Origin of the sequence: Flavobacterium nackdongense, from assembly GCF_004355225.1 — a bacterium.
Taxonomy (GTDB): Bacteria; Bacteroidota; Bacteroidia; order Flavobacteriales; family Flavobacteriaceae; genus Flavobacterium; species Flavobacterium nackdongense.
In genome coordinates this window covers 2,597,195-2,610,185 of record NZ_CP037933.1, presented here as the reverse complement: position 1 = coordinate 2,610,185, position 12,991 = coordinate 2,597,195, and the positions used below count along the sequence as shown (strand labels likewise).

General features: G+C 36.9%; 10 protein-coding genes and 2 tRNA genes. 6 read left to right on the top strand and 6 right to left on the bottom strand.

Annotation, left to right across the window (positions count from 1 at the left end; genetic code table 11):
- Nucleotides 1-476: 476 nt before the first annotated feature.
- From rseP to E1750_RS11170, 6 genes are all read left to right on the top strand, one after another.
- Nucleotides 477-1,823, top strand: a complete 1,347-nt coding sequence (gene rseP, locus E1750_RS11195) for an RIP metalloprotease RseP (RefSeq protein ID WP_133276856.1) — start codon at nt 477-479, stop codon at nt 1,821-1,823.
- A 136-nt stretch (nt 1,824-1,959) separates the two neighbouring features.
- A tRNA-Asn gene (locus E1750_RS11190) sits at nt 1,960-2,033 on the top strand.
- A gap of 147 nt (nt 2,034-2,180) precedes the next feature.
- A tRNA-Arg gene (locus E1750_RS11185) sits at nt 2,181-2,252 on the top strand.
- 389 nt (nt 2,253-2,641) lie between these two features.
- Complete coding sequence (locus E1750_RS11180) at nt 2,642-4,078, top strand: circularly permuted type 2 ATP-grasp protein (RefSeq protein WP_133276855.1); 1,437 nt, start codon at nt 2,642-2,644, stop codon at nt 4,076-4,078.
- A gap of 54 nt (nt 4,079-4,132) precedes the next feature.
- Nucleotides 4,133-5,086: an alpha-E domain-containing protein gene (locus E1750_RS11175; RefSeq protein ID WP_133276854.1), complete on the top strand. Its 954-nt coding sequence runs from the start codon at nt 4,133-4,135 to the stop codon at nt 5,084-5,086.
- A 4-nt stretch (nt 5,087-5,090) separates the two neighbouring features.
- Nucleotides 5,091-6,056 (top strand): transglutaminase family protein, encoded by a 966-nt coding sequence (locus tag E1750_RS11170; protein WP_133276853.1) that lies wholly within the window; start codon nt 5,091-5,093, stop codon nt 6,054-6,056.
- A gap of 75 nt (nt 6,057-6,131) precedes the next feature.
- Here the strand turns inward: E1750_RS11170 and E1750_RS11165 are convergent, their stop codons facing one another.
- The 6 genes from E1750_RS11165 to E1750_RS11140 form a co-directional block, all read right to left on the bottom strand.
- On the bottom strand, nt 6,132-7,403 hold the full coding sequence (locus E1750_RS11165; protein ID WP_227873882.1) for a murein hydrolase activator EnvC family protein: 1,272 nt from the start codon (nt 7,401-7,403) through the stop codon (nt 6,132-6,134).
- Nucleotides 7,404-7,461: 58 nt separating this feature from the next.
- Entirely contained in the window at nt 7,462-8,259 is a 798-nt protein-coding gene (locus E1750_RS11160; protein WP_133276851.1) for a DUF4292 domain-containing protein, read from the bottom strand.
- Nucleotide 8,260: 1 nt separating this feature from the next.
- Nucleotides 8,261-9,610 carry a tetratricopeptide repeat protein gene (locus E1750_RS11155; RefSeq protein WP_133276850.1) on the bottom strand — a complete coding sequence of 450 codons (1,350 nt, stop codon included), beginning with the start codon at nt 9,608-9,610 and terminating at the stop codon, nt 8,261-8,263.
- Between the two features lie 164 nt (nt 9,611-9,774).
- A complete protein-coding gene (locus E1750_RS11150) occupies nt 9,775-10,785 on the bottom strand; it encodes a sugar phosphate nucleotidyltransferase (RefSeq protein WP_133276849.1) in 1,011 nt (336 codons plus the stop codon).
- Nucleotides 10,786-10,958: 173 nt separating this feature from the next.
- A complete protein-coding gene (gene dut / locus E1750_RS11145) occupies nt 10,959-11,393 on the bottom strand; it encodes a dUTP diphosphatase (protein WP_133276848.1) in 435 nt (144 codons plus the stop codon).
- A gap of 52 nt (nt 11,394-11,445) precedes the next feature.
- On the bottom strand, nt 11,446-12,909 hold the full coding sequence (locus tag E1750_RS11140) for a lipopolysaccharide biosynthesis protein (RefSeq protein ID WP_133276847.1): 1,464 nt from the start codon (nt 12,907-12,909) through the stop codon (nt 11,446-11,448).
- Between the last annotated feature and the right edge of the window lie 82 nt (nt 12,910-12,991).

Sequence of the window (12,991 nt, the reverse complement as noted above, 5' to 3'; positions counted from 1 at the left end):
TTTATTAGTTTTTTATATGAAAAAAATCTTTTGATGACAGAGCTATTTGCAAACCTGATTCCGATTACTAATTTTTAACCACATAGCGATTGTAAAAAATAATTCATGAAGGTACTACTTCGTCAGTTCGCTTCGCTCGGGTCATAGGTGTTTTATTTACACATAGCTATGATAACTATGATAACTATGATAAGCAAAGCGCCTTTTTATAAACAAGTAATAATTTTTCTATGCGGTTTAAACTTTTCAATACTAATCGAGTTCAAGTTTGTAACAAAAAGTAAAGTTAAGGCACATACAGCAAAGGAAAAAGGGAAAATCGACAATTATTAACAAATTATTATCGTCTGACACAAAAGTAACCCTTTGGAAGTAAAATAGAAAACCTTACTTTTGTGCGCTATACAAATTAAATAATAAGAGGATGAGATTGCTTCCGCCACAGTGGACAGGTCTTTCCTCGCAATGACAAATAAATGGAAATAGTTATCAAGCTTTCACAATTTTTATTGAGCCTATCCTTATTAATTATACTTCACGAATTAGGACATTTTATTCCTGCCAAACTATTTAAAACCAGAGTAGAAAAGTTCTATTTGTTTTTTGATGTTAAATACTCATTATTCAAAAAGAAAATTGGTGAAACCGAATACGGAATTGGTTGGTTGCCTCTGGGTGGTTATGTGAAAATTTCTGGGATGATCGACGAAAGTATGGACAAAGAGCAAATGGCTTTGCCACCACAACCTTGGGAATTTCGTTCGAAACCAGCTTGGCAACGCCTGATTATTATGTTAGGCGGTGTTACGGTAAACTTCATTTTGGCCTTCGTCATTTACATCGGAATGGCGTTTGCTTACGGTGATAGTTTTATCGATAACAACTCTTTAAAAGATGGGATTTGGGTTACAAGTCCCGTTGTAGAGCAAGCGGGAATCAAAACAGGAGACCGAATTGTATCGATCGATGGTCAGAAGGTGGACCGATTTGTTCCAGCGGTAACGATGGATATATTAACCTCAAAGGAGGTGATTGTCGAAAGAAATGGCGCGCTAATTACAGTGAATATGCCCGTGAATTTTATTGGTAAAATATTGGATTCTGACAAAAAAGGGGTCATTACTTTACGATTGCCATTTGTTGTTGGGACGTTTACAGAAACTTCTAAAAACACATTAGCAGTAAAACCAAAAGATATTATCATTTCTCTTAACGGAACTACTGTAAAATATTTTGACCAAGCTGCAGAAGTATTAAAAGCCTATAAAGGCAAAAAAATACCAGCTGTTGTCTTAAGAAACCTCAAAGAAATTCCTGTCACTGTTGAAGTAGACAAAGAAGGCAAATTAGGAATTTTTCCAGGTTCTTTGGCAGAAGATAATCTTGAAAAATTAGGGTATTACAAATTCCGTGAGGAAAACTACAGCTTTTTCGAATCGATTCCGGTGGGTATCGAAAAAGGGAAAAACCAATTGGTGGGATACGGAAAACAGTTGAAAATGATTTTTAATCCCGATACAGGCGCCTACAAAGGGGTTGGTGGATTTGCAGCGATTTATAATGTTTTTCCGAGCAGTTGGAGTTGGGAAGTGTTTTGGAACATTACTGCTTTACTATCCATAATGCTTGGTGTAATGAATTTATTGCCGATTCCGGCACTTGATGGCGGTCATGTCATCTTTTTATTATACGAAATGGTTAGCGGCAGAAAACCGAGCGACAAGTTCCTAGAAAACGCCCAAATGGTTGGTTTCTTTCTACTTATCACTTTATTATTGTTTGCCAACGGAAATGATATTTACAAAGCAATCGTAGGGAAATAATTTTTTTTAAAAATTTATTTAATTTTGTTTGCGAAAATTAATTTTAGCACTATATTTGCAACCGCTTAAACAAACAAACATTGCTAGTTAAAGCGACAAAAAAACGTTCATTCAAAATAGAATAAAAAATACAGTTTCCTTCTTAGCTCAGTTGGTTAGAGCATCTGACTGTTAATCAGAGGGTCCTTGGTTCGAGCCCAAGAGAGGGAGCAAAAAGCTAGTCGCAAGACTAGCTTTTTTTGTTTATATTTGGCTGTAATCTTAGGCACGGGCAATATCGACACTTGATTGATTTCCTAAATCAACGCAGAATTACTCGAGAAATACTTTTAAATTATTATTTTAGTACTCAATTGCAGCCCCGTAGTTCAACGGATAGAATGGGAGTTTCCTAAACTTTTGATTCGGGTTCGATTCCCGACGGGGCTACAATACTAACGATATTATGATGCTGTTCTTCTCTCATTTTAAAGTTTAATCCCTTTTTTATATCAATTCTGATTTATTTTTGTGATTTAAGAAGTTGCCGTTAAAAAAAGGCGGTGCAATCGCTATATTTTTAGGTTTTTGCATTTACACCCCTACCAAAATAGGGGTCTTTGATAAAAATACGATACTTTTTTAATTAACGATTTGGAAATAAGGCGCGGAAAAAGAACAAAATTGTCAAAAATAAAAGTCAAAAAAAAGAATTTCACATAAATTATTAATTATTCAGCATAACAACAATTTCGATTAAAATAAAACAATAAATTTGTTGTAAATAATTTTTTTTTCAAACAATGATTTAAAAATTTGACTATTTAATAATATACGTTATGATGAAGTTGATTCCCAAATTGAACCCAAACGGATGGGACGAAATGTTTTCTAGCAAAGGCGTTCGGGATTCTTACCGCAACGTTTTGCAGACATTGCAAAATCTTAGTCCCCAAAATATTGAACAAAAACAAAGGCAAGCGTCAGATTTCTTTATGAACCAAGGAATAACTTTCACTGTGTACAGTGATGACAGTCAGGGAATTGAACGGATTTTTCCCTTTGACATTATCCCAAGAATAATTACCCGGAAGGATTGGAACGAGGTGGAAATGGGAATTGCACAACGACTGAAAGCGCTGAACTTGTTTCTAGAAGATGTTTACAACGAACAACTTATCATCAAAGACGGTATTATTCCAGCTTCATTAATTTCCTCCTGTCCTCATTATATTCAAGAAGTTCATGGTATAAAACTGCCTCACAATATTCACATTCATATTGCAGGTATTGACCTGATTCGCGGTGAAAAAGGAGAGTTTTATGTGCTCGAAGACAACCTCCGATGTCCGAGTGGCGTAAGCTATATGCTGGAAAACAGAGAGGTTACCAAGCGTATTTTCCCGGACATGTTCAATATGAATCGAGTGAGTATGGTGATTAATTACCCTATGGTTTTGCACAAGATATTAGTTTCAATGTCGCCAAGAAATATCTCGAAACCCAATGTGGTTTTGCTCACGCCCGGAATTTATAATTCGGCTTATTACGAACATACTTTTTTAGCTCGACAAATGGGTGTACCTCTTGTGGAAGGAAGAGATTTGGTCGTCAACAACAATCAGGTTTTTATGAAAACGACTGCAGGTCTTGAACAAATCGATGTGATTTACCGACGACTTGATGACGATTATCTGGATCCTTTAGTGTTTAGACCTGAAAGCACTTTGGGTGTTCCGGGCCTTATAAGCGCATACAAAATGGGCAATGTGGCCCTAGTCAATGCCGTGGGAAATGGCGTTGCCGACGACAAAGCCGTATATGCTTATGTGCCCGATATGATCAAATACTATCTCAACGAAGATCCAATTCTAAAAAATGTTCCCACTTATCAAATGGAAAATAAAGAGGAAAGAGAACACGTTTTTGCCAATATGGAAAATATGGTCATCAAAGAAACCAATCAAAGTGGGGGCTATGGGATGATTATGGGCAATAAAGCTTCACAACAAGAACTCGACAGAGGGAAAAAAGCAATTCTTGCCAATCCCAGAAATTTTATCGCTCAACCTATCATACAGCTTAGTACAGTGCCTTGTCTTATTGATGGCAAACTGCAATTGCGTCATGTAGATTTACGACCCTATGCCTTATTCGGTCCTGATGGCGTAAAAATTGTTCCTGGAGGACTTACTCGAGTGGCGCTGACCGAGGGCTCATTGGTCGTGAATTCTTCGCAAGGCGGTGGCAGCAAAGACACTTGGATTACAGAATAAAAAACGAATTAGTAATAAGGATGAAATTGGTTCGTCCGTCGTAATGATAATAGAATGGAAACAAATATGCTCAGCCGAGTGGCAGACAATATGTTTTGGCTCAACAGATATATGGAAAGAGCCGATGGCATGTTGCGCACATTAAACACCTTTTACATCTTGTCTTTTGACAAAGAAATGAACGATTCGCAAGGCTACAGACCTTTGTTGGAATATTATACCGATTTAGTAAAAGAGCACGTGATCCAATCGCAATACGATTCGAGTTTTGTGCTGAAATACATTATTTGTGCCAATCAAAACGTCGATTCTGTAAAAAACATTGTAAAAAAAGCACGAGAAAACGCTCGAGGATCACAAGACAAAATAACCAAGGAACTTTGGGAACACATCAACTCGATGTACCATTATACGAATTCGCCAGAATTGCCCAAAAAATTGGAAACCTACGAAGCTTTGGATGTCGTAACCAAGCTCAATAAAGATCTTTTGCTCTACAATGGCATCCTTCACGTGACGATGCCCCGGGGTTTAGGTTGGTGTTTTTCGAGCATTGGAAAAAACATAGAACGCTGTTTGCAAACCATCTACCTGACACAGGCGTATTACAAACCCATTCATTATAATCTGGATGGCAATCAAGATTTAATGTATTGGAGACGATTGTTGTTGTCTTTATCGGGTTATGAGCAATATTTAAAAAGCTACAGCAATATTTCGCACAATCGAAAAGTGGTACAGCATGTGATTTTCAACAAAGACTTTTCACATTCTGTAATGTTCACTTTAGATTTAATTGACAAATACTTGGCCACATTATGCATCGATAATACGTCAAGCGAAGCAAGAACGCTTCAAAATCAATTTGGAAGACTAAAAAGCTTGATTCAATATACGGATTATTACAACTTAACAGACCAACAATTGGAAGAGGTCTTAAACGATACTCAGGCACAATTGATTCAATTTTCAGCTGATTTTTCAAAAGTATTCTTCTCTTATTCATAAACCAATGGCTTTATTCAAAATAGTTCACATCACAAAATACGAATACAGTTGGCCCATCAAGGAAAGTATCAACGAGATTCGTTTGTTTCCTCACAATTTTGATAATCAAGAGGTGCTGCAACACCAGCTTTTGATTACTTCCAATCCTAAAGTCGAAATCTCTACAGATTTTTACGGCAATAGTGTGGGGAATTTTAACATTTTGGAACCTCATCAAGAAATGATTATCGAATCGCAAATACTGGTTCGTGTGAATCATTCGCTCAAAATACCAGCAATTGACACGACCACTTTGGCGGATTTAGACCGAGTGAAAGAAAAAAATAGCGCTTTGCAGCGACTCTGTATTCCAGACAAAATAGTAAACCAAAAGAAAATAGATTCCATTTTGAAAAAAAACAATTTCAAAGAGAAATCTATTATAGAAATTGGTCAAAAATGCAGTACCTATATTTATAAAAACTTTACGTATACCAAGGGCATTACCAATATAGAAACCACGGTCGACGAGATTCTGGATCATAAAAAAGGGGTTTGTCAGGATTTTGCGCACGTTCTGCTCCAATTGCTGCGCAGCGCCGGTATTCCATCGCGTTATGTAAGTGGTTATGTCTGTTCCAATAACAGTACTCTAAGAGGCGAAGGAGCCACTCACGCTTGGGTTGAATTTTACACCCCAACCCAAGGCTGGCTAGGCATTGACCCAACCAATAATGTTTGGACTATGGACAACCACGTAAAACTATCCGTGGGAAGAGATTTTAACGAATGTTCACCCGTAAAAGGTTCTTTCAAGGGAATTGCCAAACAAAACCTCTCCGTTAGCGTTGCGATCAGTTATGAAGACGGAAGATTATTCGAAGAAAAAAATGAGGTAAAACTTAAAAAAGTCTCTGATGAAGCCCAAAGACAAATCGATCTTTTAGAATACCAACTTCAGCTTCAAATGAGACAGCAGCAGCAGCAGTAGCGGATTTCATATAAATAAAAACAGCACCATTTTATCATTAAAAAATGGTGCTGTTTTCGTTTTTTGCTAATTTCATTACATATTAAACAACCAAGTCGCTGGATTATTGTAGGTTGTGTTTTGAGAAATTGTAAATTTTAGCACTGTACGTCCGGTTTCCCCATTAGTTCTTACTTTCCCAATACCTTGTTTGATGCTTACTTTATCTCCTTTACTAACATTGACTGCGCTTAAGTTTTGATAAACGGTGAAATAATCCCCGTGTTGAATCATCACCGCTTTGTTTACAGGTGACAAAACCATTACGCTAGTCACTTCGCCGCCAAAAACCGCTCTCGCTGTCGCCCCTTGATCGGTAGTGATTTCGACCCCACTATTATGTACCCTTAAAGACGGAAATTGAGGGTGAGGTTGATCACCATAAGGCAAAGACACGAATCCTTTTTCTACTGGCCAAGGCAGTTTTCCCCTGTTGGCCTTGAAATTATCAGAAAGTATTTTAGCCTCTGCTGTAAGTATAATTTTCGAGGACATTGCTGCTGGAGCAGCTGAAACTATTGCTCTGGCACGCGTTTTTATTTCTTCTTTAGACTCTCCGCCTTTGGCTTCGGCTTTCGCTTTTTCCATCGCTCGTTCCAATGCGGCTTTTCGGTTGGCTTCGGCAATGGCTTCACGAACAATACGATCTATTTGCCTGTCGATTGCTCTGGCTTCGGCTTGTCGTTTTTTGATTTCGGCAGCAATTTTATTTTTATCTTTTTTGATAGAATTGACCACCTTTTGTTGTTCTTGTTTGGCCTTGAGCAATGACAATCTTTCCTTTTCGTTTTCTTCAATCAATTTTTGCTTGGCCGATTTCTGAACACCCATTTTTTCATTATGCTCCACAAGCTGATTTGATTTCGATTTAATTTCATCACCCTGCATTTTTCTGAAATTTGTATATTGTTTCATATACTGTGCTCTCTTGTACGCCTGCAAAAAACTGTTCGAAGACAAAATAAACATAGCTCGGCTTTGCTCGGAACGACTTTTGTATGATTTAACAATCATTTCGGCATAATCTTCTTTAAGATCAGCCAATTCACGATTCAATTTATTGATTTGCAATTGATTGATGTAAATATCGTTGCTCAGCAATTTGGCTTGCCTTTCGGTGGTATTGATCAATTTTTCTTTCAGCTTGATTTTGTTGGCTTGAACGATTACCACGCTTACCGCTGATTTTTCTTTTTTCTTTACGGATTGCAGCAGCTTTTCATTATCTCTAATTTCTTGTTGAATTTGGGCTTTTCGTTTTTCTAATTTTTCTTGCTGGGTTTCCTGACTCCAGATCGCTGAAGTCATACAGATTAAAATTAGGCTTAGGAGAAATTTTGGCATGATATAATTCGTTTGTGCAAATTTACTTAATTATAATTCTTTTGTAATCATTTGGAACACTATAAGGAAAAGAAAGTTCTTCATTAAAATTGACCGTCGTATAAGTCATATTGATTTCGGCTTTCCCCTTTTTTTGATAGGAATTAATAGTAATCCCCAATGGCAAGGTCATTTCGCTGTACTCTTTTTTGTTGGAATAGATCACTTGAACCATGCGTTCTTCTTTGGTTTGGGTGATTTCCTGCTTATTCATAGTATAATTATTGGCATCAATATAGAAAGATTTCTTAGTATTGGCATCGGCTATTTCATCCAATCGATACACTTGATCGGCAAGCGAGTCCGCATATTTTCCCTCCTTCAAATTATCTATAGCTCTGCCTAAAATCATATTTTGAACTTTATTAAAGTCTAAATCCGTACCCAAAAACCGACTCAAACCACTAAAATCGCCTTCATAATACGTTCCGTTTAATTTTTCATAATAACTCACCTTGTCAGGAGTTATTGATGCTTTTGCCATCGTGATTCCTAAAAACCGAATACTGATTAAAATTTGTTCGTCTTTTTTGAGTTTAATTTCGGCTGTCACATTTTGGTTTTGGTTTTCAGTAGCGTATTTCGCACTCGCCTTTATATATAATGTAGAAAACTGATTTTTATTGTTGTAATAGTTTTCTATGATTTTATTGATGTTCTTTCTGCTCTCATTTTTGGAGGCATCGACCACGGCTGTTTTCGATTTGCACGAAACTAGTACCATCGAAACAATGCAGCTAACCCAAAAAAAGATTCGTATGTTTTTGAAAAAATTATTCATTTTATTTTTTGTTTTTAACTAATTGATTGGCTTTGGCAAAATACATTTCTTTTTTCTTGAAATCACCTAAACCGTTGTACGCCTCCCCCAATTGAAGATTAAAATTAGCTTCCAATACCAAGTCGCTCACGACATAATCCAAACCCATTTCCAAAAAAGTTATAGCGTTTTTATACTGCTTTTTTTGGTTATTGGCCAGACCTGCAAAGTAATAAAATTGAGGTTGTGTAGGATACTTTTCTACTAAAGATGCCGCTTTTTGTGCTACAATCTCAAATTGTTTGGTTTCGGCATAGGCCTGAAGCAAGAGCAAACTGGTTTCCACATCTTCGCCAGAACCTTTTTTTAATACCATTTCATAGTACGGAATCGATTTGTCCCATTGCTTTCTATTGGCATAAAACGTTCCTATTTCCTTAGACAGTTTTGCATCTAAATCTTTGTCTAAAGCAACTATCGCCTGCTCTAAATCGGGAGAATATTGCGGATTTTTTGCAACAAAAACCATAAAATCATTCAGTACTCGGTGTTTGATATTAGCATCTATTTGCGCACTTGCCAACACTAAATTCATCGCCTTAATCGCTTTTGGCGCTTCATTTTTATCTAAATAATATTTAAAAAGCCCTACTTGCGCCCATTCTGATTCTGGAACTGCGACTTCTAATTTTTTGATAATTGCCGTGGCTTTTTCCTTTTGATTATTCTCAGAATACAACTTAATTAAAGCAATATAATTCGATTCTTCTTTTGGATTTTTCTCTATTTGCATTAGCAAATTCTCCATTTCAGCGTTCTGATATTTCCCTTGGGACAGAATTTGTGCTTTATACATTTCACGTACATTGGTTTTTCCAACCTTATCATTCAACTCATTGATGAGCAGCAGCGCTTTATCAAATTGTTGGGTGTACATATAGAGCGAAACCAAATCTTCTTTATAAACGGGATCAAATTCAATCAATTTATTAATGTTGCTAATAGCTTGATTGTAATTCTTGGTCTGATAATTTACTTCATACATTCCTGCCCAATACCATTTGTTCTTGGGGTCAATTTGAGCAGCTTTTTCATAAAAAGCATAGCTTTGTTCAAAGTTTTTCAATCCAAAATAATTCTTCCCCATTTCAGCATAAATACTGGCATCATTGGGTTTAATTTTCAAACATTCTTCCAAGGCTACAATAGCTCGGTCATAATTCTCGATGCCTTTTTGCTTCAACGATTCATAAAAATAATCTTGAAATTTATCGGTTTCCGGCACAATAGATTCTGGTTCGGCTTGCGCCAATAGCGAAGCTGAATTGCAAAGCAAAACCCAGAATAAAAAGAAGGGAACCGTTTTTTTCATTATTGTTGTTTCAAATAGTACCAATCAACAGATTAAAAACCATTGCTTTTTTTAAACCATTAAGAAAATTAAGTTTTTAGTCTTAATATGCCTTAATTTCTTAATGGTTTAAAAGAAAATAGCTTAATTTTATTTTGTTCTCAATTGGAATTAATACCTCTTTATTACTCCAATACCGAATAATCTCCAATGCTGATGCTTGTGAAATTTCCATCAAAACTAGCGTGATTGCCTATCATCGCATTGTCTAAATTGGCGTTTTTGATATGCGAATGGGTTTGCACCAAACTGTTTTTTATGGAGCTATTGACAATGTGACATCCTTTTCCTAAAGACACATTTGGCCCAACAGTTGTATTAATCAAAACCACATCTTCTCCAATATAACAAGGCGGAATGATCGTTGAATTTTCTAATTTAATGTTTTTCGCCACCAAATCTTCTCCATCATTGTGTAAAAATCCCAACATTCTTGAATTGGTTTCTACCGTAACATCTTTGTTGCCGCAGTCCATCCACTCAGCGACTTCTCCCGGCACAAAAATCATACCTTTTGCCATCATTTGCTTGATTCCGTCATTGATCTGATATTCGCCACCGTTGATGATGTTGTTGTCCAAAACAAATTGCAATTCGTTTTTCAGAACGGCAACATCTTTAAAATAGTAAATTCCGATAACAGCAAGGTCTGAAACAAATTCCTTAGGTTTTTCGACCAATTCAATAATTTGATTGGCTTCGTTCAAGTTGACTACCCCAAAAGCTTCTGGTTGATCTACTTTTTTCACCCAAATCACGCTGTCAGCATTTTGATCTAAATCGAAATCGGCACGAATCAAAGTATCAGCATACGCAATCACGGCTGGTCCGCTCAGCGACTCTTTGGCACACATAATGGCGTGACCCGTTCCCAAAGCTTCATTTTGATAATAGATAGTTCCTTTTGAACCTAATTTTTCGGCAATGGCGATTAAATCTTCTTCTACTTTCTTGCCAAAACTTTCGTGAATGATAAAGGCTATTTCTTCAATATCCTGATTCAACACCCCAGCAATATCTTCGACCAAACGGTGTACGATTGGTTTTCCCGCAATTGGAATTAAAGGTTTCGGAATGGTTAATGTGTGTGGTCTTAATCTGGAACCTCGTCCAGCCATTGGTACTATTATTTTCATATCGGCCCCCTAACCCCCAAAGGGGGAACTGCTACTAGGGGTAAGTAGGTTTTACTGGCCCCTTAACCCCCAAAGGGGAAATTAAAGAGCAATTGTTGTTTGTTTATTTACTTTTTTTAATTTCTTATATTTAATATACTGTACTTAATTCCCCCTTCGGGGGTTAGGGGGCTTTACTTCACCCCAGTACTCCCAAAACCGCCTTCTCCTCTAGATGTTTCAGATAATTCCTGAACTTCAACCCATTCGGATCTTTCGTGTTTTGCGATGATGAGTTGGGCAATGCGTTCCCCGTTTTCGACAACGAAAACTTCATTTGATAAATTGACCAAAATCACCCCAATTTCTCCCCGATAATCCGCGTCGACAGTTCCGGGGGAATTGAGAACGGTGATTCCTTTTTTGGCTGCCAAGCCGCTTCTTGGTCGCACTTGTGCCTCGTAACCTATGGGTAATTCGATGAAAAGACCGGTTTTAACGATGGTTCTTTCCAATGGTTTCAGGGTTATTGATTCGGTAAGATTGGCTCTTAAATCCATTCCTGCCGAGGCAATGGTTTCGTAAGTAGGCAAATCATGTTGCGATTTATTGATGATTTTTATTTTCATTTTTTTATTTAATTCGTACGGAGAGGTCGCGACCTGTACGTACTGATAATTTTTATTTTTTCCTTTTTACAATTCCCAAAATAGTTTCTTTCTCGTTGTGATAGATGAAATACATAAACCCAATCAGTAACGGAATTCCAACGAAATAATTTTCCCTAAATCCATAAAATGAAATGATGGAAAATAGGATTGACAAGCCTAAATACCCACCAATTTTTTCCATATCGTAAGGGATAGGATAGTATTTATTTCCGAGCACATAGGATATCATCATCATACTTCCATAGGCAGCAATAGTAGCAATTGCTGAGCCGTAATAACTGTATTTTGGAATTAAAAGATAATTTAAAACCAAAGTCAATATCGCTCCTACAATCGAGATATAAGCTCCTATTTGAGTCTTGTCGGTTAGTTTGTACCAAACCGAAAGGTTGTTGTAAATACCTAAACAAAAATTGGCTAGAATGATTAGTGGTACGACTTTCATCGCCTCCCAGTAGGATTTATCATCAAGCAACAGAAACTTCAACACATCGGCAAAAACGATAACTCCCAAAAGAATGACCGATCCCATGATGACAAAATACTTAGTAATCACAGCATAGGTTTCGGGTGCTTTATCATTGGACGAATGGCTAAAAAAGAACGGCTCGATTCCCAAACGGAAAGCTGTGGCAAACAAAACCATAAACAAACCCAGTTTGTAACAAGCCGAATAAGCTCCTACTTCGGACTTGGCAATGTGTTCTGGAAGCAGATAATTTAATAAAATTTTATCGAAATGTTCATTGACCGCAAAAGCAATTCCCGCCACGAGGATTGGCAAGCCGTATTTCATCATTTTTTTCCAAAGCTCTTTGTCGAATTTTCGATTGAGGTTGAAATAATTCGGCGAAAGTACGACCAAGGTTAGCAAGCTTGCCAATAAATTGGAGACAAAAATATAACCAATTTCGAAATTTTCGATGTACAAATTAGCAATAAACGAATGCGGATTAGCTGTGGCCAAATCCGGTAAATACAACAAAAAGAAAATGTTGAGAAACAAGTTGACCATAACATTTCCTATTTTGATGGCAGCGTATTTCATAGGCTGCTGATTGGCTCTTAGTTTCGAAAATGGTACAATTACCAAAGCGTCTAAGGCTAAAATCCAAATAGCATAAGTTACATATTGTACATTTACATTGGCTAAAGCAGCTAAGGAATTTCTGAAAATAAGAGCGCCAAAAAGAAAGAAAATAGTGGACCAAAAAATGGAAATTGTGGTCGTGGCTACCACATTTTGCTTGTCTTTTTCGGAATTATAAAAACGGAAAAAGCCGGTCTCCATTCCGTAGGACAAAATCACATTGAAAAACACCATCCAAGACAATAGAATGGAGACTTCGCCATACTCGGCAGTGGGTAAAATGCCGGTATATACACGTACCAACAAGAAACTCAACATTCGCGGCAAAACCGTAGCGAGTCCGTAAATGGCCGTTTGTTTGAAAAGATTTTTATACAATCCCAAGGGTGTCTCTATTAATTTTATGACACAAAAATAACCAATTCTTTGGTTTATTTCTGAATTTATTAATTCAATCCAAACAAAG